At 68.7% G+C, this 22783-nt stretch carries 17 protein-coding genes and 2 pseudogenes; 6 read left to right on the top strand and 13 right to left on the bottom strand.

Features of this window, described 5'->3' with window-relative positions; genetic code table 11:
* Window positions 1–63 precede the first annotated feature (63 nt).
* The 5 genes and pseudogenes from ACFYQ5_RS13385 to ACFYQ5_RS13365 form a co-directional block, all read right to left on the bottom strand.
* Window positions 64–840 (bottom strand): annotated as a pseudogene (locus ACFYQ5_RS13385) (helix-turn-helix domain-containing protein); the annotation flags it as partial.
* A gap of 104 nt (window positions 841–944) precedes the next feature.
* Complete coding sequence (locus ACFYQ5_RS13380; RefSeq protein WP_389197079.1) at window positions 945–1352, bottom strand: type II toxin-antitoxin system VapC family toxin; 408 nt, start codon at window positions 1350–1352, stop codon at window positions 945–947.
* Window positions 1349–1624: a hypothetical protein gene (locus ACFYQ5_RS13375; protein ID WP_389197077.1), complete on the bottom strand. Its 276-nt coding sequence runs from the start codon at window positions 1622–1624 to the stop codon at window positions 1349–1351. The genes ACFYQ5_RS13380 and ACFYQ5_RS13375 overlap by 4 nt, the downstream gene beginning before the upstream one ends.
* 488 nt (window positions 1625–2112) lie before the next feature.
* On the bottom strand, window positions 2113–2394 hold the full coding sequence (locus ACFYQ5_RS13370) for a hypothetical protein (RefSeq protein WP_389197076.1): 282 nt from the start codon (window positions 2392–2394) through the stop codon (window positions 2113–2115).
* A 207-nt stretch (window positions 2395–2601) separates the two neighbouring features.
* The gene (locus ACFYQ5_RS13365; RefSeq protein WP_389197074.1) at window positions 2602–3243 is read right to left on the bottom strand and encodes a TetR/AcrR family transcriptional regulator; all 642 of its coding nucleotides are present in this window, start codon (window positions 3241–3243) and stop codon (window positions 2602–2604) included.
* Window positions 3244–3377: 134 nt separating this feature from the next.
* Here ACFYQ5_RS13365 and ACFYQ5_RS13360 point away from each other — a divergent pair, with 134 nt between their 5' ends.
* The 3 genes from ACFYQ5_RS13360 to ACFYQ5_RS13350 all read left to right on the top strand — a co-directional run bounded on the left by ACFYQ5_RS13360 (window position 3378) and on the right by ACFYQ5_RS13350 (window position 5154).
* Window positions 3378–3749 carry a DoxX family protein gene (locus tag ACFYQ5_RS13360; protein ID WP_389197072.1) on the top strand — a complete coding sequence of 124 codons (372 nt, stop codon included), beginning with the start codon at window positions 3378–3380 and terminating at the stop codon, window positions 3747–3749.
* 67 nt (window positions 3750–3816) lie between these two features.
* Complete coding sequence (locus tag ACFYQ5_RS13355) at window positions 3817–4860, top strand: LLM class flavin-dependent oxidoreductase (RefSeq protein WP_389197070.1); 1044 nt, start codon at window positions 3817–3819, stop codon at window positions 4858–4860.
* A gap of 30 nt (window positions 4861–4890) precedes the next feature.
* The gene (locus ACFYQ5_RS13350) at window positions 4891–5154 is read left to right on the top strand and encodes an NAD(P)-binding domain-containing protein (RefSeq protein WP_389197068.1); all 264 of its coding nucleotides are present in this window, start codon (window positions 4891–4893) and stop codon (window positions 5152–5154) included.
* 33 nt (window positions 5155–5187) lie between these two features.
* Here ACFYQ5_RS13350 and ACFYQ5_RS13345 read toward each other — a convergent pair.
* From ACFYQ5_RS13345 to ACFYQ5_RS13335, 3 genes and pseudogenes are all read right to left on the bottom strand, one after another.
* Window positions 5188–6222, bottom strand: a pseudogene (locus tag ACFYQ5_RS13345) (IS701 family transposase); the annotation flags it as partial.
* A gap of 1 nt (window position 6223) precedes the next feature.
* The gene (locus ACFYQ5_RS13340) at window positions 6224–6688 is read right to left on the bottom strand and encodes a hypothetical protein (protein ID WP_389197066.1); all 465 of its coding nucleotides are present in this window, start codon (window positions 6686–6688) and stop codon (window positions 6224–6226) included.
* A 112-nt stretch (window positions 6689–6800) separates the two neighbouring features.
* Window positions 6801–13022, bottom strand: a complete 6222-nt coding sequence (locus ACFYQ5_RS13335; protein ID WP_389197064.1) for a DNRLRE domain-containing protein — start codon at window positions 13020–13022, stop codon at window positions 6801–6803.
* 316 nt (window positions 13023–13338) lie between these two features.
* On the opposite strand from ACFYQ5_RS13335, the gene ACFYQ5_RS13330 reads away from it, so the two are divergent.
* On the top strand, window positions 13339–13641 hold the full coding sequence (locus tag ACFYQ5_RS13330) for a hypothetical protein (RefSeq protein WP_389197063.1): 303 nt from the start codon (window positions 13339–13341) through the stop codon (window positions 13639–13641).
* Between the two features lie 150 nt (window positions 13642–13791).
* On the opposite strand, the gene ACFYQ5_RS13325 is transcribed toward ACFYQ5_RS13330, so the two are convergent.
* The 3 genes from ACFYQ5_RS13325 to ACFYQ5_RS13315 all read right to left on the bottom strand — a co-directional run bounded on the left by ACFYQ5_RS13325 (window position 13792) and on the right by ACFYQ5_RS13315 (window position 17589).
* The gene (locus ACFYQ5_RS13325; RefSeq protein WP_389197061.1) at window positions 13792–14352 is read right to left on the bottom strand and encodes a hypothetical protein; all 561 of its coding nucleotides are present in this window, start codon (window positions 14350–14352) and stop codon (window positions 13792–13794) included.
* Window positions 14353–15409: 1057 nt separating this feature from the next.
* Window positions 15410–16858 carry a pyridoxal phosphate-dependent decarboxylase family protein gene (locus ACFYQ5_RS13320; protein ID WP_389197060.1) on the bottom strand — a complete coding sequence of 483 codons (1449 nt, stop codon included), beginning with the start codon at window positions 16856–16858 and terminating at the stop codon, window positions 15410–15412.
* On the bottom strand, window positions 16855–17589 hold the full coding sequence (locus tag ACFYQ5_RS13315) for a tryptophan 2,3-dioxygenase family protein (protein ID WP_389197058.1): 735 nt from the start codon (window positions 17587–17589) through the stop codon (window positions 16855–16857). The genes ACFYQ5_RS13320 and ACFYQ5_RS13315 overlap by 4 nt, the downstream gene beginning before the upstream one ends.
* A 230-nt stretch (window positions 17590–17819) precedes the next feature.
* Here ACFYQ5_RS13315 and ACFYQ5_RS13310 point away from each other — a divergent pair, with 230 nt between their 5' ends.
* Window positions 17820–20009 carry a DEAD/DEAH box helicase gene (locus ACFYQ5_RS13310; protein ID WP_389197478.1) on the top strand — a complete coding sequence of 730 codons (2190 nt, stop codon included), beginning with the start codon at window positions 17820–17822 and terminating at the stop codon, window positions 20007–20009.
* Window positions 20010–20101: 92 nt separating this feature from the next.
* On the opposite strand, the gene ACFYQ5_RS13305 is transcribed toward ACFYQ5_RS13310, so the two are convergent.
* Window positions 20102–20497: a cupin domain-containing protein gene (locus ACFYQ5_RS13305; protein ID WP_389197056.1), complete on the bottom strand. Its 396-nt coding sequence runs from the start codon at window positions 20495–20497 to the stop codon at window positions 20102–20104.
* Window positions 20498–20549: 52 nt separating this feature from the next.
* On the opposite strand from ACFYQ5_RS13305, the gene ACFYQ5_RS13300 reads away from it, so the two are divergent.
* Window positions 20550–21542, top strand: coding sequence for a GlxA family transcriptional regulator (locus ACFYQ5_RS13300; RefSeq protein WP_389197054.1), 993 nt, complete (start codon window positions 20550–20552; stop codon window positions 21540–21542).
* 103 nt (window positions 21543–21645) lie between these two features.
* On the opposite strand, the gene ACFYQ5_RS13295 is transcribed toward ACFYQ5_RS13300, so the two are convergent.
* Window positions 21646–22710, bottom strand: coding sequence for a sigma-70 family RNA polymerase sigma factor (locus ACFYQ5_RS13295; protein WP_389197052.1), 1065 nt, complete (start codon window positions 22708–22710; stop codon window positions 21646–21648).
* Between the last annotated feature and the right edge of the window lie 73 nt (window positions 22711–22783).

The raw sequence follows: 22783 nt of genomic DNA, 5'->3' as shown, positions 1-22783 counted from the left end.
CGGCACCCGCGCGTGCGAGGCTGGGCCCGTCGGCCAAAGGCGGCACGCGGGGGCTCGGGACCGTCAACCAGGGGGAGGAGGGGGGAGGATCGTGGTCTCGTCGGCCGGGAAGGCGGCCGGGGTGAGACCGGTGCGGTCGCGGAAGAAGCGGCCGAAGTTCGCGGGGTCGGTGAAGCCGAGGTGGTCGGCCACGGACCGGGCATCCCATCGGGCGCTTCCCAACAGGCGCCGGGCTTCGAGCAGACGCCGCTCGTCGATGAGCTCACGCACTCCCTTGCCAGCGGTTTCCCGGGCGGCGCGGCTGAGGGTGCGGACCGAGCAGCCGAGCAACTCGGCGTAGTCCGCGGCCCGGTGCAGTTCGCGGAAGTGCAGCTCCAGGGCGTCCGCGAACCGTCCGTAGGCGTCACCACGGCTGCCGCCGGCACTCGTCTCGGCGGGGGTGATCCCAGGGGCGCCTGCGAGGCGCAGCAGCAGCGATTCGAGCAGGCTGCGCCGCAGGGCGTGGTGGACGTCGAGGGGACCGCGTCCGAGTGCGCGGTGTTCGTCCAGAAGCTGGAGTGCCGTCTGCTGGAGCCAGGCGGCGTCGTCGGGGTGCGGGCTCAGCACGGCAGGAGCCTCGTGTGCGGTGAGAGGGGCCAGCAGGCGGGCGATGCCGGGCCGCAGTACATCCGGTTCGAACAGGATGAACGGGCCGCGGGCCGCGCCTGGCGGGTGCCAGCACTGCGCGTGCCCCGGGCGCACCCACAGCCACTGGCCGGGGGCGACGGTCCGCGTGATGTGGTCGACGTCGTGCCGCAACTCTCCCTCGGTGACGGCGATGAGGTAGTGGAAGGTGGCGCGAAGGGTGATGAGTCGTCGTGCGATCCGCGCATTCGATGCCGCGCGGTCCGGAGGGCCGTTCTCGGGTCGCGAGCCGTCTTCGTTGGAAGGGGTGAATCCCGAGGTCAGACGTCCTTGATCTGTACGCGGTCGCCGCACAATTTCGCCCAGTCGTCGCGGTCCGAGGTCAGCACAAGCACGGGCGCCGGGGAGCGGAGCGCCATCGCGGCGACAAGGGCGTCGACGGCGTACTTGTGGCCGTGCAGGCCACCGGCGTCGCTCAGTAGCTGCACGGCGGTGAGGCTGTCCGCCTGGGTGACGTCCTGGACCTGAAGGCGGGAGAGCAGCCAGTGCAGCCGGGCGGTGTCCGTCTTCCCGTAGACGGCCTCCACCACCGTCAGGGCCGACACGAGGACGGGCACCCCTATGCGCCGAGCGGCCTCGATCCGGGTGACCATCTGGCGGTCGTTGCGCAGGAGGAGCGACAGCGCCTGGGAGTCCAGAACCATGGACCTGGCAGCGGGCTCCTTCATGCGGCGCTGTCGTTCGACGCGTACGGCGCCGGTGCGTCACCGAACAAATCGCGCTGCGTGGCCTGGATCTCGGCCTCGCTCAACGGTTCGTGCTCGGCTTCGTAGGCGGCCACGATCTCGGCGAGGCCGTCCATCGCCAGCTGATGCCGGACCGCCGCTGTCACGTACGCGGACACGCCGCGCTTGCCGGTGCGCGTACGCAGAGCGCCGAGGAGTTCCGAGGGCATCGAGACGGAGATGTTCTCCGTGCCGCCGGGGCGGGGTGATTTCATGGCTACAAGTCTAGTACAGAAACTATTACACCGCCGGAGTGCTGTGCAGCCTGCCTCGCTGACGCATAGTCTTTGCGTCCCGGATCTTCTTGTGCTTTGTCGCGGCTCCCGTGCTGGGATGGTGCTGGATAGCTGACCCCTCGTCACCTGTCATCACCCCTGCTCATCCCTACCGTGCTGGGATCTTGCTGGGATGGGATGACGGTGCCCATGCTGGGATGTGCGCTGTTCAGTGCCGTAGCGGGGAGTTCCAGAGCAAAATCCCCTTCACGTTTCTTTACGACATAGGGACCGATCGAGGAACCAAAGCGGTACCCGTGCGGAGCGGTCGGTCTCCCGGCAGTGGAGGGGAAGGTGTCGGGACTGAAGCTGTTCCGCACGACGAAGAGCGGCGTGACTGAGGTCATGCCGCGTCGGGGTGGAACGGTGCGTCTGTGATCGTGAGGTGCAAGCGCGGTGCGTGCCGTTCTCGTCGAGAACGAAGGTGTTCAGGTTGTAGCCCATGACAGCGAAGTCACCGCTGTCGCTGACGTGCACCTGCGGGTTGAGGTACTGGCTGCGCACGATGTGCGGGTTGGAGTAGATGGAGTCGATCCAGCGATGACCTTGTCCCGGCCGACCAGGACGTTCTTGAGGATCGGGTCGAAATAGCTGACCTCTTCGGCGAACCCGTCGAGACAGCCGCGGTTGTCGCCCGCGCTCCACCGCTCGTTGTGGGACTTCTCCAGCTCGATGATGGTCTTGCTGATTTCTTCCTTGTTGACGCCCATGACGGTTCCTTTCGAGCAAGCTGTGGCTTTGTACGCCCCGAAGGGGCGCCATGCTTCGCCGGGGCGAGGTGGTCGCCGCGGCACCTCTCGATCATCTAGCGAAATCCGACGAATCGGGCAGTTGGCTGCGGACAGCCAGTAGTCAATGAAGGACACAGCGGTGGGAGGAGTGGCCCGGTCGGGCCAGGCCAGGGTGATCCCGGGGAGTCACGCCGTGCGGCAGACCCGCTCGATCAGGGTCTGCCAGCTGTCGCCCAGTGGGCGGGTGCGGTGCTGGAAGGCGGCGTCGGCCTCGGCGTCCCCGTCGGGGCCGTTCCCCGGCAGCGCGAGGAAGATCATGAAGGGGCCTTCCAGTGCGCTGGTGAGCTGCACCGTGAGGCTGTCCAGATCGGCGACACCGGTGCCCGCCCGGCCGAGCAGCATGCGGATGTGGGCCTGGCTGAAGCTACTGCCGCCCTCGGCGGGGGCGGCCCGGTGCCGGTCCATTGAGGAGCGGACGATCGTGACGTGGTCGGCGAGGTAGGCGACGCGGGCTCGACCGTAGGCGACCAGCCGGTCGAGGGGCTCGGCACCCGGGCCGAGTGGGGGCGGGCCGGCCAGGACCTGGTGCTGAAAGGCGTGCTCGTCGTCTTCGAGCAGGGCGTGGAAGATGCCGGCGCGGGTGCGGAAACGGCGGTAGACGGTGCCCTTGCCCAGGCCGGCGCGTTCGGCGAGGCCGTCCATGGTGACCTTGTCCGCCCCCAGCTCGGCGGCCATCTCGCGCGCCACCGTCAGCAACTGCTCTCGGTTGCGGGCGGCGTCGGCGCGCTCGGCGCGGGGCCGCCCGAAGGGCAGCGGCGATCGTTCCATGCGGCAAATCTATCCCCACCCGGAGGTCGGGAATTTAAGCGGGGTGAAGTCCGCTTAGGATGTACGAGGCTCGGCCAGCCGCTCGTCAGGCCCGGCCCCACGTCCCCCTCACGTCGAAATGAAATGGACCCGACATGAACGTCTTCCTCTGGATCCTGCAGTCCCTGCTGGCCGCCGGAATGCTTGCCGCCGGCGGCGGCAAGCTCGCCCAGCCCTACGAGAAGACCGCCGAGTCCATGGCCTGGGCGAAGAGCTTCACGTCCGGTCAGGTGAAGACCATCGGCGCGGTGGAGGTGCTGGCCGCGCTCGGCCTGATCCTCCCGGCCGTCACCGGCATCGCCACCGTGCTCACGCCGCTCGCAGCCGTCGGCGTCGCACTGATCATGATCGGCGCGGTGGTCACCCACGCCCGGCGCGGCGAGTGGCCGAACGTTGGTGTCAACGTCGTCCTGCTCGCCATCGCGGTCGTGATCGCCTGGGGCCGCTTTGGCCCGTACGCCTGGTAAGCCCGCCCGAGGGCATCTCTTCGCCACCCCCTCCACACGCAGTTCCTCCTCCGAAACGGAGTCCGCCATGTCCGCCGTCACGCCCGACGTCCTCTTCGGCCTCGACACCTTCGGCGACGTCCCCCAGGACGACCAAGGCCGTCCCGTCTCGTACGCCGGCGCGATCCGGCAGGTCGTGGACGAGGCCGTACTCGCCGACTCCATCGGGGTCGACGCCCTCGCGCTCGGCGAGCACCATCGCCCCGAGTACGCCGTCTCCACGCCCGAAACCGTGCTGGCGGGCATCGCCACCCGCACCGAGCGGATCCGGCTCGCCTCCGGCGTCACCGTGCTCAGCTCGGACGACCCGGTGCGCGTCTTCCAGCGGTTCGCCACCCTCGACGCGCTCTCCGATGGCCGTGCCGAGGTCATCCTGGGCCGGGGCTCGTTCACCGAGTCCTTCCCTCTGTTCGGCTACGACCTGGCCGACTACGACGTGCTCTTCGAGGAGAAGCTGGACCTGTTCGTCCGGCTGCTGGAGGAGAAGCCGGTCACTTGGGAGGGCACCCAGCGGGCCGCCCTGACGGACGCCGACGTCTTCCCCAAGACCGAGTCCGGGCGCCTGCCCACCTGGGTCGGGGTCGGCGGTTCCCCGCAGTCGGTGATTCGCACCGCCCACTACGGGCTGCCACTGATGCTCGCGATCATCGGCGGAGACCCGGCCCGCTTCAGCCGCTACATCGACCTCTACCAGCGCGCCGCCGAGCAGTTCGGGACCACGGCGCACCCGGTCGGCATGCACTCCCCGGGGTTCGTCGCCGACACCGACGAGGAGGCCCGTGCCCTGCACTGGCCGCACTTCAAGGCCATACGCGACACGATCGGGGCGCTGCGCGGCTGGCCGCCGGTCACCAAGGGTGAGTACGAGTCCGAGATCGAGCACGGCTCGATGTACGTCGGTTCCCCCGAGACCGTCGCCCGCAAGATGGCCGCCGCCATCAAGCAACTCGGTGTCGGCCGGTTCGACCTTGTCTACACCGCTGGCACCCAGCCGGTCAGTGCCCGGCTGCGGGCGGTCGAGCTGTACGGCACGAAGGTCGTCCCGATGGCCCGTGAACTGCTGGCCGACTGAACGCAGTTGACCACAGCAAAGGAGTACGTGATGACCACTCAGCCACTTCCGGTGATCGGCATCCTGGGCGCGGGCAAGGCCGGCACGGTGCTGGCTCGCCTGGCCGTCGCCGCCGGCCACCGGGTCCTGATCGCGGGTTCGGGTGATCCGGAGCGCATCGCCCTCACCGTGGAGGTCCTCGCCCCGGGCGCCGAGCCCGTCACCGCCGAACAGGCCGCCGCCGAGGCGGACCTTGTCGTCGCCAGTGGGACCAGTGCAGGACATGGGCGACCGGGGGAAGGAGGCGTGCGGTGAGCTGGGCGGTCAGGCGGCGGATCTCGGGCAGGCTCAGCGGGACGAGGTGCTGGTCACCGGGTTGTGATCCCCTTTTTTGAGCTCCTGTGAGCGGATCGTGGTCAGGTAGGCGTGGGCCGCCATGGCGAGGGTGATGTGCCGGTACCAGGCCTGGTATTTACGGACCTGGTAGTGGTCGAGGCCGCATTCGTTCTTCGCGGTCTGGAAGCACTCCTCGATCGTCCACCGGCGGCCGGCCACGGCAAGGAGGGTGTTCAGGGTGGTGTCTTCGGGTGCGAAGCACACGTAGTAGGCGATCTCGGTGGGATCGATGATGCTGCGGCGGGCCAGGACCCAGTGCTCGACGCCCTCCTCGCGCCAGGGGCGGATCGGGGCCCGGGCCCAGTCGTAGACACGCTCGCCGTGGGCTCCCCGCCCGCACGAACGGCGCTTCCACGCCTGCCGGGGCAGAGCGGTGACCAGCTCGTCCACGGGGTGGTCCATGCGTGAGGCGGTGACGACGGTGTCGGTGCGGCGCGTCGCCAGCACATGGAACACCCCGCGCTGTTCGAGCCAGTACCGCAAGCCCTTGACCTGCCCGTATGCCTCATCAGCGGTCAGCCACGCGAACGGCACCCGCGCGGCGAGAGCCCGCTCGATCATCGCCTTGGCGTGCTCGTTCTTCGTGGCGAAGGCGACCTCGTCGGGGACCGCGGCAGTGCGGCAGCGGTCCCGGTCCTCGGTCCAGGACGCGGGCAGGTACAGCTCCCGGTCGATCAACGTGTGACCGGCATCGGTGGCGTAGGCCAGGAAGGTGCCGACCTGGCTGTTCTCGACCCGGCCCGCCGTGCCGGTGTACTGACGTTGGACCCCGGCCGAGCGGATGCCCTTCTTCAGGAACCCGGTGTCGTCCACGACGAGCACCGCCTGACGGTCACCGAGGTGCTCGATCACGAACTCCCTGACGTCGTCACGGACTTCGTCAGCGTCCCAGTCACACGTGTTGAGCAGGCGCTGCAAGCGGTCCGTGCCACTGCGGTGGTCGTCCGCGACAGCGACGTCCTCCTGGTCGATGCGCGGGGGCAGAAGATCAGGTCGTGGAAGGTGCCGCTGAGTCACTTGCGGACTCTCCCGTTTCGTCAGCGATGGCCCATACTCCGTCGACCAGACACAGCGACTGGCAGGCGCCTTTGCGGTTTTCCAGCTTTTGCAGCAGTGCGTACCCGAGGCAGAGAATTACTTCGTGCCCGTCATAGGATTCCAGGTTGAGCACCGCCGCCTCGACCTGGCCGATCTCTGTGATGAGTACGGGAACGGTGCCCCCACCTCGGGTAAAGGTCAAGCCGATGCGCGCATAGAGGGACGCGATGAGAGCAGACCCGCCGGCTTGCGTGACCCGTTCCTGATCGACGTCCTCCCGGGTCAACTTGGCTATCTGTGTCCGCGCATGCCGCAGAACCTCGATAAGGTCTTTTGCCTCATTGATATTGATCGGTACCGCTAAGGGCGGTGGTTCGTCCGCCCGGACTGTCTTATCACGGCGAAATCTTCGCATTCCTGTGCTCCGGAGTGGCCCGTGACTTCATTGTTCGCTCGCATGGAGCGGGGCGGCGTGACGTGAGGTCGCCACACCGCCCCGCCCTTCCTGATGCCGCGTGAGTACTATGCTAAACCCACGTCTTGCCTGCGGCATTGGACTTCAGTTTGTGCTTCTTGACCGCGTCCTTGCATAGGCGGCAAGCGGTCTTTTTCGCATTCCCGTACGTCCAGGCTGTGATCTTGCCGCCCTTACTTCGTCCGATTTTGTTGTTGTACTGGTCGGCTTTGGAATCTCGCTTGGCCGCCTTGGAAGTGCCTGCCTTTTTCTCATGGGCGTTGCCAAGAGCCTTGGCCAAGTAGGAACCGACTGACCAGGTCAGCATGGCCTGCCAGATGCAGTGACGGTAAGCGTTCTGCTTCGCCTTGTTCGCGTATCTCTTCTTGGCTTCGCCGAGGGCCCAGTGCGTGATGTAGATCATGTCCGCGCACCACAACAGGAACAGGGCGCAGATCGCAGCCTCGGGAATCAGCCCGTTGACGCTGTAGTTCCCGCTGATGTCGTAGCAGTTCACCGGATCGGCGAAGCAATAGTCGTAGGAACTCGCGTTTCCTCCGACGATGCGGTCGACAGAGAGGAAACGTCCCGTGCGTGCGTCGTAGAGGCGGACACCCATGAGCGTGACCGCGCTCGGCGTCTCCGAGGAACGCTGCTCCCCACCGAGCCAGCCGTAGCGGACTTCGTCCGTGCCGGGGAGGAGGTTGCCGTACTCGTCGTAGGAATTGACTACCGGAGTCGTGGCGTCCACCAGGGGGATCTGGGTGGCTACGTCGCCGTGGATGTTGGTGAGCTGGAGGACCACGTCTCCGGCGGCACCGGTGGTGGCGATCAGGCCGCCGGTGAGATCCGACAGGTTCCGGGAGATCCTGCCATCGCCCTCGTCGGTCCACGTGGGGTTGTCTCCGTCAGCCCCGTAGTGGTTGCGAACACTGGCCGAGTTGGCCCAGGTGCCGCTGTCGTCCTGGTTCTCAGTTGTGTACGAGCCGATCCGGCCGGCCGCGTCGAGGTTCCAGGTGGTGCGCTTGCCGCGTGCCGTGATCTGGCGGACCAGGTCGTTGGCGTAGTAGGCGTTCCGGGCGCCGTCGGCCTGGGAGGTGGTCCGGCCGAAGGCGTCGTAGACGGTTCCGGTAGAGATCAGCCGGTCGGCGCTGTCGTAGGACGAGTTGACCGTCGTGGTGGTGGGGTCGCCGCCGTCCACGTCGTCGATCGTGGTCGCCAGAGAGGTGCGGTTGGTGTTGTCGTCGAACCCGTAGGCGCGGTGGGTGGTGACGCCGGTCTGGGTGTCGTCGGCCTTGGTGAGCCGGCCGGCCGCGTCATAGGTGTACGCCTGGTAGGCGCCGCCGCCGGTGTAGGTGGTGCGGGAGACGACCTGGCCGTGGATGTTCTCGCTGATCGACTCGCCCTGCACGGTCCAGCCGGACTCCCAGTGCCAGTAGCGCGACGTCTCGCTGCCCGTGGGGTCCAGGTTGAACTCGACATCCATGTTCCACGGCAGCTTCTGCTGGTAGAGGCGGCCGTCGGAGTCGTAGGAGCCGGTGACATCGCCGATGGTGCCCATGACGGAGTCGTGTACCCGGGTCGGCAGACCGGTGAGGCTCTCGTAGTCGTAGGTGATCTCCGAGGGGGCCGAGTCGGACCGCTTGGTGACCCGGTCACGGATGTCGTACTCGGTGCGTGTCACATTGCCCGCGCCGTCGTCGTACGAGATCTCGCGGCCGAGCTTGTCGGCGACGTAGCGAACCGTCGTGGTTCCGTCGGACATGGTGGCTACCTGTCCGTTCGACGCGTCGAACGTGAGTGTCTGCGTCGGTACCGCGGTGCCGATTCCGCCGCTCACCTGGACCTGCTTGCCGCGGCCGGCCGCGTCGTAGGTGGTGACGGTGGTGCGCGTCACGCCGTTGGCGGTTTCGGCGGTCTTGGTGATGTTGCCCCAGCGGTCGTACTCGAGGGTTTTCGTGGGCAGCTCGTCGGGATTCGCCCCACCGCCGGTGATCTTTCCTGCCGGGCCGCTGGAACAGAGCAGGTCTGCCCACTCCGGACGTCCCGAGCAGGTCCCGGTGCCCGTGGCGGACCAGTACCGGGACACCACCGTTCCGGCGTCCGCCCCGTCCGACTTCGGCTGGGCGTTTCTGGTGATGCGCCCCTGCGCGTCGTAGGCGGAGGTGCGGGTCAGTTTCAGCCCGTCCGGGGCCGTGACGGTCTTGGTGGGGAGCCCCTTGACCCAGTCGTAGGCGGTGGAGGTGGTACGAGTGTCACCGTCGGTCGGGTATCCCTCAACGAACGCACCGGTCGTACTGGTGGTCGCCTGGTCGGAGACCTGGGCGGTGCCGTCGGTCGGGCGACCCTCGTCATACCGGGTGACGGTGCGTTCCCGCGCCGGCACCTGAGTGCCGGCCGGTATGTCAGGGCTGTCGGCATCGCCCTGCAGTTGCCTGGTCAGGGTGACCAGGTGCAGCGGTTCCTGCTCCTCCAGCATCCGTCGCCCGTCGGCGGAGTACTGCGCGACCGTGGCCAGCTTGTACGCGCGTTCGGCCGGTGAGTCGGAAAGGATGCCGAGCTCGCTCTGCGTGTTGAGCTGGTAGTCCTCACTGCTGAGCGCGAGTTCCCGGTTGGTGGCTCCCAGCTCGAAGACGACGTTGCCGTACGTGTCGTACTGCGTGGTCGTCAGGTGACGACCGGGCAGGCCGGTGTTGACCTGGAGCCCGGACGCGTTGGTGTAGGTGGTGGTCGCCTTGTCGTAGTCACCCGCAGCGAGGTCGCTACCGGTGTGAGAGGCGGGCACCTGGCCGGCGGGGAAGAGGGCAGTGGCGTCCGTGGGCACGTCTGTCTGTCCCCACGTCCTGGCGTCGGCAGCGGCCACCTGGTTGGGCGCCGTGGTGCCGGACAGCGGAACATCGTAGACGAGGGAGACCGTCGCCTTGCCGCCGTCGGTCTCGTCCGCGCTACCCGGCTTCAGTGCGGGCCGAGAGGCGGACAGCAGCATGCCGTCGCCGGCCACCGAGCCTGCGCCCGCCTTGCCGTACTTGAAGGTCCACGGCAGCTCACCCGGCGGGGTCTGAGTGAGCACACGACCCGCGCTGTCATAGGTGTAGGCCGTCTTCAACGCCGGGGAGACCCGCGGGTCCCACTGCTCGCGCAGCCGGCCCGAAGCGTCGTAGGCGTACGTGGAGACCACCGTGGCCGTAGCGTTGGTCGCGCCGGGATCGGTGGACCACACGCGGATACCCGAGACCTGCCCCGCGTAGTCGCCCAGCGCGCTGCCGGTCGCCGTGGTGGCGGTGGCGTACTGGTACTCCATGATCCTGCAGCCCTTGGCGGAAGGGGTGTTCGCGCAGGTGTCGTTACCGACCGCCGAGGTGGGGGCGATGGCGTACTTCGGGCGGGACAGCACCTTGCCGCCCACGGTGACCTTCTCCGCAACCAGCGACGTGGTCGAGTTGTCCGTGGAGAGCGAGGTCTGCGTGAGCTGCCAGGTCGTCGCCGATGCGTCGATCTTGGCGAACTGCGAAGTCGTCCCTTCGGTGTCCTGCAGGGTGAAGGCGGTCGCCAGGGTGCCGGTCAGGGTCAGTGCCTCGGCGCCCTCTTCGGGCTTCCAACCACCGCCGCTGATCGCGGTGAATCCGGTCTCCTCGCCCTCGATGTCCACCAGCGCGACGGACGTGCTCGATGTCTGGCGTATATAGAGCGACTCGGAGTCGGAGAGTTCCGCGGCGGTGCCCGCGGTCCACTGAGGCCCGAAGATGGCGACCTGTCCCTCTTGCTGTGCTCCGTCTGCGGGGCGGCGGGACGAGGCGGTGCGGCTCGCCGTCAGACCGAAAGCCGAGCTGTCGGTCGCGGACAGCACGTAGTCGCCGGTCAGCATGTTCACGTCTCCCGGACCGGCGGCCTGGGTCGGCGCGGCGCCCGCGTTGCGGTCGACCGTGAGGGAGGTGGCCGGGGAGGCATCGGTGCTGGAGCCGTCGGTGAAGACCGCGCGGAGTTCTATCGCGCCGTCCTCGCTGAGGGTGTCGGTGATGTTCCACACCAGTGCCTGCGGGAGACCGCCGGTGACCGGCGCCGGCCAGGCGGTGAGAGCCGTGTCGTCCGACTTCCGGCGCACGTCGGCGACCGGGACGTCCTTCCAGGTGTCCGTCTCGCCGCGCCGGTACTGGTAGCGCACTCCCGTGTCAGCGGTCTTGCCCTGGCCGGTCAGTAGGGTCCGCCGCGCCGGGCGATCACCCTGGGCCGGCGTGAGCAGCGCCGCGCCCGAGCCCGCATAGAAGGTGAAGGCGGTGGCGCCGGAGGTGTTGCCCGCGGCATCCTTCGTGCGGGCGGTCAGGGTGTGCTTGCCTGCGCGGAAGACGGGCTCGGCCGTCACTGCCGCACCGGTGGTGGCGATCGACTGCCACGCCCCGCCGTCCAGCTGCCACTGGACTTCCTTGACGTCGGCCGACGGCGGGGTGAGAGTGAAGCCACCGCTGAAGTCGCCGCTGTCGTCGGGGCTGCCGGACCACTGGCCCGCCGGGTAGTCGTCGGAGGCAACCGTGGTCACTGCGGGGGCAGTGGTGTCCACCGTCAGGGTGCGGAATGCCGTCCACGCGCTGGTGGCGGAGCCGTCACCGGCCCGTACGCGCCATTTGTAGGAGCCGGCCGCGAGGGCAGTGGGCGTCCAGTTGGCCTGGGCCCCGGAAGCGACCGCGGCGCTGCTGCCGGTGCGCAGCGCGGACGTGCCGGTGGAGGCCCACACCTCGTAGTCGAGGGTGACTTGCGAGCCGTCACCGTCCAGGGCCTTGGCCGACAGCGTCGGAGTGGTGTCGTTGGTGGCCGCGGCGCTGAGTGGGGCGATGAGCGTGGGTACGCCGGGTACGGAGTTGTACGTAACCGACAGATAGGGGGTGTTGCTGGACGCGTTGCCTGAATAGAAGCGCTTCCAGCCGTAGGGGTCGGACTCGTCCGTAGCGCGCAGGCCCAGGTGGTTCGTGCCGTTGCCGTTGGCCGCCCACGACTTGGCCAGGCTGGTCACGTCGGCGCTGACCCAGCCGTCGTTGCAAGCGCTGGAGTATCCCTTGGTCTGGGTGCTGGTGGCGAACTGCGTCCCCCAGGCCGGCTGGTCCGTCCAGCGGGAGGAGGCGCTCGCGGCGCCGGTGGACCAGACATCCCAGCTCTTGGCGGTGCAGGACCACGAGTGGTAGGCGAACAGGTTCAGCTTGGCCGCGGTGACCTGCTTGCCCGTGATGTTCTTCATCGGGAAGGACAGGAACGAGCGTGCGATCTGTGAGGAGCCGTTGTTGCCGAGCTTGAGGTCCGTCGAGGCGGACTGGTCGGTGGTGTACCCCTGCTGGACGAAGGTGTCGAAACTGGTCCCCACGTTGACCGCCGGGTCGATCGTCACCGGGTACTTCGTCGAGGCGTCGGCCAGGAACTTCGCGTCGGGCGTCAGAGTGAGAGTGACGGTGTCGCCGTCCTGGGCCACCTTCACGTTCACCTGGGCGGTGCGCTCGTGCTCACCGGACCTGGCGTCCACGTGCGCGTCCCACATGACCGGCGCGGGCAGAACCCCCACGGACTTGCCCTTGGCGTCGTTGAAGGAGACGGAACCGTCCTTGTTCGCCTTGGCCTTCAAGCTCTTGGCCGTCAGGCTGTATGCGATCGCTCCGCTCGCGTCGACGGCGCCGCGGTCCTTCAGCTCGAGGAACTGCTCGTAGCCGGTGCGGGTCGACTCGATCAGGAGGTCTGCCGAGGGCAGTGCGTCGCGATAGCGGGCGACGTTGTTCTCCTCGCCCTCGATCTGCGGTGCGGGGAGGGCTCCGTACCATCCCAGTTGCATGTGCTGCCCGGTCCGGCCCTCCAGTGTCACCAGGGGGACGCCGGCGGAGCCGGTTGTCTCGCCGACGTTCTTCAGCCCCTCGGGGGCTTCGGACTTACCGGCCAGGCGCAGTCCTTGCGGGTGTTGCCGGGCACCGACCGAGCCGTCCGACAGCTTCCGCAGGGAGACGTCGACGTCCTGCCAGCGGCCCTGATCATCTTTGAAGCGGATCGGACCGGCGTACGCCTGCTCGGTTACCGAGCCGTCCGGGTTCACGTAGACCGTGGATGTCTCGGTCCGGACGTCCAGAGCCTCGATCCGGCGGTTCTGTATCTTCGACTTCAGCCGGGCGGCGGCAACCGAAGCCGCCGTCGCCGCTCCGAGGTCTTTCGCCTGCTTCACTTGGTCAGCAGCCGGGGCTTCGCGGCCCACGGCCGCCGCCATGTTGGTGCCTCCAGCGATCGTGACGGCCTCGAAGGCCATCGCCAGGGCTATCGCTGTCGCCACCGAGCGCAGGGGTCTTCGCTGAGGTGCGGGGAGAAAGGGCTGGACGGACGGGCTGTCCGGTCTGCGCCCCGGTCTAAGGAACGTGGCTATCAAGCTCACTCCTTGCAACGGTGCGGGTTCATCCCGCGAACACCGCTGATCTTCACATAGTGCTTACAACTGGTCAGTCGTTGCGAGCAGGAGTGATCACTTACCGGTCAAAAATTGACGGATACCGGTAGTTGTTGTTTCGAAGCGCAGGAAGCTCAGACATCATGCCCGGGGTGAATCGCCCCGGGCGTGATGGAGACACCGAAGACCCGGAAGGGTTTCCGTCATGGCTGCGCCCCGGAGATACCGCGGCGAACTGCGTGGGCGTGCGACACGGCTGACCGTCGGGGCCCGCAGGGCTCACGTCGGCCGGGCGGGCACGGTGAAGCGTCTTGCCGAACAGCTCGACATCCGCCTCGGGGCCCTGCGGACCTGCGTCAGGCGCGCCGAGGCCGACGGCGGCCTGCGCGAGGGCCCCACCGGTGCGGAGGCCGCCCGGATCACCGAGCCGAGCGGGAAGTGGCCCGCCGTGTTCGAAGCCCGCCACACCCCGACGACCACCCCGGAACCCGCCCTGAAAACCAGCTGACCCGCCCTCCGACGATCCCGGGGCTCGACAGGGTGCGGCCGGCGCGACCAGCGACATGCCCTGGAGCACCTCGCCGGAGATGGTGTGTTGCGGGCGGTCACGTGTCGGGGCTGCCGCCGTGCATGGTGATCCCCGTACGGCGGGTGGCTCTCAGTCCTGACAGCTGATCGCGGATCCGTCGGCCGAGGAGGTGATGGACACTCGGTAACCGACTCCGGTGCTGAACTCGGGGCCGGCCTTGCTCTCTTCCGCGTCGAGGATCTCTTTGGTCAAGAAGTAGACATCCAGCATTGCGGCGTTGCCCGTTTCGCCACGGGTGAAGCACAGGTTCGTGGCTTGCTTCTCCAGTGATCGCCGGGTGGCCGGAGAGGGCGTCCAGCCGCCTTGCTCCGCTGCGGCTCGATAGTGTCGTGTCACATCGGCTTCGGCACCAGGGAAGACGTAGGTGCGTTCAGCGTACAACTGGGCATCACCGCTGTCCTCCCAGCAGCCTGCGTCCAGGCTTTCGAAGCCTTGGGGTTCAACCGTCCCCTCGGGTCGGGAGTCGAGGACGGCATAGGACTTCAGCTTGTCGACCCGGCTCTCGGTACCCTCACACTCCGAGGCGGAGATGGCGCCGGCCGAGGTCTGACATCCGGTGAGTGCTCCCGTTGCCCATACGGTCAACACCAGGGCGACGACATGCCGTCCGGCTCCCTCGCGAGGTGTCAAGTCGACTCCTGTGGTTGACCGTGGGCAGTAGTTGGCTCAGCATTCGAAACTCGATATGTGCAATTGACGACACTATCACCAGATCGGTCGTGGTACGGCTCCAACTCGGGTGTGGCTAGCTGTACTTGTGACTCGCGATACGTCAGGTTCTGATTCCGCTCAGGCGCAGACGCAGGGTGTTTGAGGAGTCGCGAGGTAGGTGATTCGTCTGCGCCCTGGACCGCGCCATCGGCCACTTCCTCCGAGAACGCCAGACCCCGGCCCCGGCCTCCGGGCGGAAGGTCATCGCCGTCGACGGCAATACGCTCCGTGGTACCCGCACCGCGAAACAGCCGGCCATCGCCCTGATCGCCACGATGACCCACATCCGAAGCCGCCGCCCCGTCCAGCGATGAGGGCATCCTGGCGAGGAGCAGGGCCGGCCCGATGAGTGCGGCCAGGCCCGCCGCCGCCAGAAACCCCGTCGTGATGTCCACAGTGGTCTTGACCGACTTGTGGCCGGGCCGGCGCGAGACCTCGTGAATCGGTACACACATGCGTCAGGATGGGTTCGACTCTTCGGAGTCGGGCCCTGCTCTGATTTCACATCCGTCCGCTGCGTCGTGAGGGCGGATACGGATCTGCTCTCTGGGAAGCGACTCGGGCGGTACGCCCTCGGGGGCTGGGTGAGGCGTTCGAGCTGGAAGCTCAACGCTCCGGCTGGTGATCTGTCTCCGACGCCGTGCTCCGGCCCCTGATCGAGGCGCGACGGTCATTCCCCTTCCCGGGCGGGCGTACGGTCCGATCCCGCTCCGTGGTGCCTACGTTAGAACTTGACGTCGACGTGAAGTGCAAGTCGACGGGCGGCGAGCGACAGCACGAGCAGAGGGAGTTGCGATGCGCGAATCCTGCCCGGCCACACTCGACCCGGACCTGAGCGGGCGCGGCAGGACAGGGCGCCTGCCGGAGGAGCCGGCAGCCCACCCCCCGTACGCCGGACGGCGCGTCACGAGGGCGAACGGTGCCTGAGGCCGGCGCTCACCATGGTCGAGCGGTGGTTCGCCGGCCTCGTGGGAGCTCATTCCATCAGGGCGCTCCGTGCGCGCACCGCCGCCTCTACCAGCGCGTCCACGTGCTCTTCACCCGTGGTGTAGTTGTTCACGGCAACGCGCAGATACGCGGTGCCGTCGGGGCGGCAGACGGTGACGTGGAAGTCGCCCGACTGCGTCAGCGTCCGGTGCACCGCCGCAGTGAGCGTGTCGCTGTCGCCGGCTCCGTCGGGCACGACGCGGAAGCAGCACACCGGTACCACCGGGTCGGCCAGTAGTTCCAGGCCACCGGTGGCGCGCACCCGTTCGGCCAGGTGCCGCGCCGTAGCGAGGTTCCGCGACAACAGGTCGGCGTAACCTCTGCGGCCGAGCTGGCGGAACGCGAGCCACAGGCCGAGCGACTTCCAGGGCCTGGCGCCCTCGGGCCCCATGAAGACGAAGTCGTCGCGGGCGTCGTGGTTCCAGTAGTGCGCGCCGTCGGCGAAGCTCGTGGACAGGTGTCCCGGGTCCCGCAGGAGCAGGCAGCCGAGGCCGTAGGACAGGAACATCCACTTGTGCGGGTCCAGCGTGACCGAGTCCGCCGCGGCCAGTCCGTCGAAGGAGGCCCTGGTTTCGGGGAGGTCGGCGAACACGGCCGCGGCCGCTCCGTCCACATGGAACCAAGCTCCGTGCTCGGCGGCGATGTCGGCCAGCTGTGCCAGTGGGTCTACGGCACCGGTGGCCGTAGCGCCTGCGAGCCCGACGACGGCGACGGGGCGAAGACCGTCCCGTACGTCCCTCGCCATCTGCTCGCGGAGCCGGTCGACGACGATGCGCCCGGTGGCGTCGGAAGGGATGGTGCGCATCGAGCGCCGCCCCATGCCGAGGATGTCGAGCGCGCGAGGGATCGAGTAGTGCGACTCGCTGGACGCGTAGACCACGCCAGTGGTCAGGGCCGAACCGCCGCGTTCCTGTGCGTCGGGACCCAGCACGTGATCACGTGCGACCTTCAGCGCGGACAGGTTGGCCACGCTTCCGCCGGAGGTGAAGATGCCCTGCGGCGACGCGGCGCCCGTGGACGGCCGGTACCCGATGAAATCCGCCACCCAGGCCAGCGTCTCGATCTCCATGCTGGTCGCCCCGGCGCCCATGCGCCACGCGGCAGGACTCTGGTTCAGCAGCGAGGCGACCGCGTCCCCGAGCACCGCGACGGGCAGCGGGCGTGGGTGGAAGTAGCCGAAGTACTGCGGATGCGCACCGTTGCAGTAGCCGCGTTCCAGCACCGTCTCCAGGAGTTCGGTCAGCAGCCCGGGGAGGGGCTCGCCGGTTTCCGGAGTGCGGTCAGGCTGACGGCTCCCGGTGAAGAACGCTTCGTCGTCGGAGGTCACCGGCCGGGTCGACGGTTCGCGCTGGGTGTCGAGGAGGGTCGCCAGGTGCGGCGCGGCCGCCTGCACCAAAGCGTCCCAGTCCGTGTGCTGCCGGACCTCGTCGTTGCTCATCGCGGGCATCGGTCTCCCCTGGAGTCGGTGGTCAGGACGGCGGACGAGAGGGTCTCGTCGGCGTGTCCGGTGAGTTCGGACCGAACCTCCCACAACCGTGGGTAGAGGCGTCGGCCGGTGAGTTCGGCGAGCACGTTGATCGGCGTCCCCGCGACACCGACCGCGTCGACACCGACGAGGCGTTCGATGACCTTGAGGTGACGCAGCCGCCACAGCATGCACTCGGTGTCGAAAGCCACGAGTGCTTCGGCGAACTGGAACAGGGGCTCGAACTCCAGGTGCCGCAGGTACACGTCACGTAGTTCGACGGCCTCGTCATCGAGGACGTCGAAGAACTCGTCGCCGAGCGGCCGGGCCAGTCCGCGTACGCGCTGCCACCCCGGGGAGGAGAACCCCGAGCCGTCCTCCAGCTGCGTTCTTATCTTCTGGTACGACCACGGCGTGATGTTGTCGAGGGCGTCGAGTTGCCGCGTCAGACCCGTCATCGAGGAACGTGCTCTGCTCAGGAGGCGGACGGCTGTCAGAAGAGCACGCTTACGAGTCGCGTCCAGCGCGTGGTCCATGTCGTGGGCGATGAGCTTCAGCCACAGCTCCGACGACTGCTGGACGATGATGAACGTCATCTCGTCGGGGTCGACCAGCCCTTCCGCGTCCCGCTGCAGGTTCAGCAGTACGCCGGTCTTCAAGTAGCGCTCGTAGGCGGTGGAGTGAGTGCTTTTCTCAGCTGTCATGTGCGTCCTCGGGGGAATGTCGGCGGGATCGTCGGCCCGCACGTCGATCCGACCGTCTGCAACCGTCCGAGCGCTACTGGATCTTGTGAATGAATCATGAATTCACTCACAGCGTTGTTACGGATACGGAGCGAACGACGAGCCCGGTTCCGGATACGGAGCGAACGACGAGCCCGGTGAGGGCGGTGGCAGGATGTGCGGAGGGCGGGGTGGAGAGGGGCAGGAACGGCGTGGGGCGTGACGAGCGGGACACGGTTGCGGGGGGAGCGCGCCTGTACGAGGCGGCGCAGGCGGTGGTGGGGGACCACGACAGGGCGGTCGAGGCGGTACGGGCGGCCTTGAAGCCGATCCACGACGCAGCGGTGAAGCGGGAACTCGACGCCATCCCCGTCGCCCGGCTGCAGGACGTCACCGAAGGGCGGCTCCGGCTGGGGAGCGTCGAGAAGAGCGGACTGCGCACCTTGGGCAGTGTTCTCGACGCGGGCCCCTATCGGCTGCGCCAGATTCCCGGTGTCGGGCAGCGCACCGTCGACCAGATGCTCGCCGCCGCCCGCAGGCTCTCCGAAGCGGTGCAGGAGACCGTGGCCGTCCACATCGATGTGGACCGCCCGGAACCGAGCACCACCGCGCTCGTCACGGCCCTGCACGTCCTGGTCGAGGCGGGCCCGGACACCCGTCGCGCGCTCGACAGGGCCGCCACCCTGTCCGGACGGCTCGGTCCGCTGCTCACCGACGCCAAGCCCGCAGCCGGACGGTTCCGGATGCTTCTGTCGGGCCGCGAGAAGAAGGCGCGCGCGTCGGCGGCGGTCACCGAGCTCCGGTCGCTGGTGGACGCGGGGGAGCGGTCCGGCCTGTCCGAGCTGTTCGCGCAGGCGTCGGTGGACCTGCTCCGAGGACAGTCGTCCGACATCGCGGCCTGGGTCGATTTCGAACTCCGTTCCGCCGAGTACTACAGCCTGCTCGCCGAGATCTCGGGCCGGTCGCCGGACGCGGCCGCCGTCGAGGGCTTCCTTCCGGACGAGGTCGCCGAGCGGGTACGGACCCAGCAGCTCGACGACGCGCACCGCCGGGTCTCCCTGCGCGGCTACCAGGCCTTCGGCGCGAGGTTCGCGCTCGCGCAGCGCAAGGTGATACTCGGCGACGAGATGGGTCTGGGAAAGACCATCCAGGCGATCGCCGTGCTGGCCCACCTGGCCGCGGAGGGGCAGAACCACTTCATGGTCGTCTGCCCGGCGAGCGTCCTCGTGAACTGGACACGCGAGGTCGAGGCCCGGAGCGCCCTGCGTGTCGTGGTGCTCCACGGCCCCGACCGCCACGAGGCGTACGCCGACTGGAAGGAGCGGGGCGGGGTCGCGTTGACCACGTTCGACGGCCTGCGCGGTCTTCCCGCTCCCGGCGCCGGGCAGGTCGGGCTGCTCGTGGTCGACGAAGCGCACTCGGTGAAGAACCCGAAGGCCAAGCGCTCCCAGGCGGTCGCCCTGTGGACGGAACGCAGCGGGCGCGCCCTCTTCATGACCGGAACGCCGATGGAGAACAGGGTCGTCGAGTTCCGCAACCTGGTCCGGATGCTCGACGGCGGCGTCGCCGATCTCCTCGGCGAACGGGACGCGTTGGCCGGATCGGTGGCCTTCCGCAAGGCCGTGGCCCCGGTCTATCTGCGGCGCAACCAGGAAGACGTGCTGACGGAGCTCCCCAGTCTCCAGCAGACCGACGAATGGGAGGAGTTGAGCGCATCGGACGAGGAGGCGTACGGCGCAGCCGTGCGTGCGGGCAACTTCATGGCGATGCGCAGGGCCGCGTACATGAACCCGGAGAAGTCGGCCAAGCTGGAGCGGCTCCGGGAGATCGTTCAGGAAGCCGGCGAGAACGGGCAGAAGACGGTGATCTTCTCCAACTTCAAGGACGTACTGAGGGTGGTGCGGGAAGCCGTCACGGCCGGAACCACCGACGGCACCCCGGTGTTCGGTCCGCTCACCGGAAGCGTTCCGGCCGGTCGGCGGCAGCAGGTCGTCGACGACTTCGCGGGTGTCCAGGGCCCGGCGGTGCTCCTGGCACAGATCCAGGCAGCGGGTGTCGGCCTCAACATGCAGGCCGCCTCCGTCGTCGTCATCTGCGAACCCCAGATCAAGCCGACCATCGAACACCAGGCGGTGGCCCGGGCCCACCGCATGGGCCAGGTCAGGCCGGTCCGCGTGCACCGCCTCCTCGCGACCGGCGGTGTGGACGAACGCATGGTGAAGATGCTGGAGGCCAAGACCCGCCTGTTCGACGCCTATCCCCGCCGCAGCGCCGTGGCCGAAGCCACCCCGGACGCGGTGGACGTGTCGGACACCGAGCTGGCCCGGCGGATCGTCGAAGAGGAACAGGCGCGGCTGGGAATGGCGGACGAGGTTCTCACGGCCGATCGGACCCCGGCCTGAGGCGTACTGCGGGGAGGCGGGACCGAGCTGCGGCGCAGCCCGCCTTTCGCCGGCTGACGCCATGAGGAGGGACGCGCCCGAAGCCTGTCGGCTCAGGTGCGGAGTGCGTGCCCGGTCGTCGCGTCCACGTGGTCCGGGATCTCGTCGTGACGATCGCCCACGGTCGGTGTCCCGGCGGGCTCGAACATGAGGATTGCGGCGCCGGACGGAGCGTACGGCCTGTGCTCCGTGCCTCGGGGGACGGTGAAGACCGCACCCTGCGGGAGCAGGACCGTGCGTTCCCCAGCGGGCTCGCGCAAGGAGATGTGCAGCTCTCCTTCAAGTACCAGGAAGAACTCGTCGGTGTCGTCGTGGACGTGCCAGATGTGTTCGCCCTCGACCTTGGCGATGCGGACGTCGTAGTCGTTGACGCGCGTGACGATGCGGGGGCTCCACAGGGCGTCGAAGGAGGCCAGGGCCTTGCTGAGGGAGATGGGTTCGTCGCTCATGGGCTCATCCTGAGCCGTTTCGCCCGGCCGGCGTGAGTGCTAGGAATTGCACATGACGAAAGAATCCTCGCACGCGGTTCGCGCGGCGGGCGTACACCGGGTCGTCGTGATCGTCGACGAGAACTCGAACCCCTTCGAGCTCGGCTGCGCGACCGAGGTCTTCGGTCTGCGCAGACCGGAGATCGGGCGTGATCTCTACGACTTCAGGCTCTGCTCCCCCGAATCCCGCACCCTGATGCGCGACGGATTCTTCACGCTCACGGGAGTCGCCGATCTGGAAGCGGCCGACACGGCGGACACCTTGATCGTCCCCAACCGCCCGGACATCGAGGTGCCCCGCCGTCCCGCCGTGCTCGATGCCGTCCGACGGGCGCACGCTCGCGGCGCGCGGCTGGTCGGCTTCTGCAGCGGCGCCTTCACACTGGCCGAGGCCGGAGTCCTCGACGGGCGCAGGGCCACCGCGCACTGGCAGTGGGCGGATTCCTTCCGGGCCCGCTTCCCCGCCGTCCGGCTCGAATCGGACGTGCTGTTCGTGGATGACGGTGACATCCTCACCGCTGCGGGAAGCGCGGCCGCGCTCGATCTCGGGTTGCATGTGGTCCGCCGCGACCACGGCGCTGAGGTGGCCAACTCCGTGAGCCGGCGACTGGTCTTCGCGGCGCACCGGGACGGTGGGCAGCGGCAGTTCGTGGAGCGCCCCGTGCCCGACCTGCCGGACGAGTCCCTGGCGCCTGTCCTGGCCTGGGCCCAGGAACGGCTGGACTCACCGCTGACGGTGTCCGACCTCGCCGCGCGTGCGGCGGTCAGTCCGGCGACGCTGCACCGCCGCTTCCAGGCGCAACTGGGCACGACGCCGCTGACGTGGCTCACGGGGGAACGTGTGGCCCTGGCATGCCGGTTGATCGAGCGAGGTGAGTCCCGCTTCGAGGCGGTCGCACGCCGCAGCGGGCTCGGCACCGCCGCCCATATGCGCACGCTGATGCGCCGCGAGACCGGCATCACCCCGTCGGCGTACAAGCGCCGGTTCGGACCGACGGTGAACTGACGGCGGACCGGCGGGCGGACGGCGGGCACCCCCTTCCGGCGGATCACCAGCGCGCACGTCTCGCCGCCGGCGGCATCGCCGCGTGGCTCCGCGCGTTGACTGCTCAGCCCGGGAGAACGGACCGGCCGTCCGGCCGAGGCGGATTCAGCAGCGCGGTGGATCCGTCGGTGGAGATGCCTGACGGTACCGGGGGTGCCTTCGTGGAAGGGGCGCCGGGCGCGCCCGCAGGCAGGGACGGGATCGCCGGGGGCGTGACCGGCGGTGACAGTTCCGGCAGTGCGACGGATCCGACCGGTATCTCCACCGGTGCCGCGTCCAGCGGGTCATAGGGCCTCGGCGCATTCCGCGCGTTCACCCCTGCGGGGTCCTGGTCCGCACCGTCGGCGCGCTGCGGGGCGGGGGAAGGTGACGGCGCGTGCGGATGCTCCGGCGTCGCGCGGACCGCGGAGAACTCCAAGGCCGGAGCGGGCCGCAGGGCGTCGGCGGCGGCCCTCGGAGGGCGGTCGTCCGGCCGGTCGAGGGAGGCGGCGGGCAGGGACAGCCCCACCGCGGCGACCGTCGCCGCCGCCGAGGTCGCCACTGCCGACTGGGCGACGCCCGTGTGCGGGAATCTGCGTACGAACATCCAGGCGGTCATGGCCAGGGAGAGACTCGCGGCCAGGACGGTACGCAGCGACCGTTTGGCCCTGGCGAGCAGCGACTCGGTCGCCCGGTAGCTCAGCCCCATGACGCGGGCGACCTGCCCGACGTCGAGGTCCTCGGACTGGAGCCGCAGTGCCTCTGCCTGGCGGGCGGGCAGCAGTTCCGTGCTGCGGTCGGCCAGCCACCTGGCCTCTGCCCGGTCGCATGCCGCTTCCTCGACCGGAAAGGGCTCGGCCGGAGCGACGTAGAGGCTTGTGATCAACTGCGAGTCGCGGGCGACCTGGCGGTGGCGTTCGGTGCACGCGCGCACGGTCGCGTGCCTGAGCCACGAGCGCACCCGGCCGTACGGGACGCCCTGGTCCTCCACCGCGCGGAGCATCGCTTCCTGGACGGCGTCCTCGGCCTCTTCCGCGCTCGACGAACGGCGGCGCGCGATCTCCAGCAGCTCCTCCCGGTGGCTCCAGATGAGCTCCCACCGGTTGCCCGGGCCGGGCGGACGACGAGCCGTGCGTGGGCAGTCCCTCACGTTCGAAAGCCTTCTGGTCCGTGGGTTCGGAGTCCGGTGTGCGTTGCTCATGGTGCCCCACGACCCCTATGCC

It is taken from the genome of Streptomyces sp. NPDC005794, assembly GCF_042871445.1.
GTDB lineage: Bacteria > Actinomycetota > Actinomycetes > Streptomycetales > Streptomycetaceae > Streptomyces.
Note: the sequence above shows the minus strand (reverse complement) of the source record. Positions and strands in the feature narration are given on the sequence as shown.

Excerpts from the sequence above, each read along its gene's own strand:
- ACFYQ5_RS13380 (WP_389197079.1), bottom strand. The coding sequence starts at position 1,352 with ATGAAGGAGCCCGCTGCCAGGTCCATGGTTCTGGACTCCCAGGCGCTG.
- ACFYQ5_RS13375 (WP_389197077.1), bottom strand. The coding sequence starts at position 1,624 with ATGAAATCACCCCGCCCCGGCGGCACGGAGAACATCTCCGTCTCGATG.
- ACFYQ5_RS13370 (WP_389197076.1), bottom strand. The coding sequence starts at position 2,394 with ATGGGCGTCAACAAGGAAGAAATCAGCAAGACCATCATCGAGCTGGAG.
- ACFYQ5_RS13365 (WP_389197074.1), bottom strand. The coding sequence starts at position 3,243 with ATGGAACGATCGCCGCTGCCCTTCGGGCGGCCCCGCGCCGAGCGCGCC.
- ACFYQ5_RS13360 (WP_389197072.1), top strand. The coding sequence starts at position 3,378 with ATGAACGTCTTCCTCTGGATCCTGCAGTCCCTGCTGGCCGCCGGAATG.
- ACFYQ5_RS13355 (WP_389197070.1), top strand. The coding sequence starts at position 3,817 with ATGTCCGCCGTCACGCCCGACGTCCTCTTCGGCCTCGACACCTTCGGC.
- ACFYQ5_RS13350 (WP_389197068.1), top strand. The coding sequence starts at position 4,891 with ATGACCACTCAGCCACTTCCGGTGATCGGCATCCTGGGCGCGGGCAAG.
- ACFYQ5_RS13340 (WP_389197066.1), bottom strand. The coding sequence starts at position 6,688 with ATGCGAAGATTTCGCCGTGATAAGACAGTCCGGGCGGACGAACCACCG.
- ACFYQ5_RS13330 (WP_389197063.1), top strand. The coding sequence starts at position 13,339 with ATGGCTGCGCCCCGGAGATACCGCGGCGAACTGCGTGGGCGTGCGACA.
- ACFYQ5_RS13320 (WP_389197060.1), bottom strand. The coding sequence starts at position 16,858 with ATGAGCAACGACGAGGTCCGGCAGCACACGGACTGGGACGCTTTGGTG.
- ACFYQ5_RS13315 (WP_389197058.1), bottom strand. The coding sequence starts at position 17,589 with ATGACAGCTGAGAAAAGCACTCACTCCACCGCCTACGAGCGCTACTTG.
- ACFYQ5_RS13305 (WP_389197056.1), bottom strand. The coding sequence starts at position 20,497 with ATGAGCGACGAACCCATCTCCCTCAGCAAGGCCCTGGCCTCCTTCGAC.
- ACFYQ5_RS13300 (WP_389197054.1), top strand. The coding sequence starts at position 20,550 with ATGACGAAAGAATCCTCGCACGCGGTTCGCGCGGCGGGCGTACACCGG.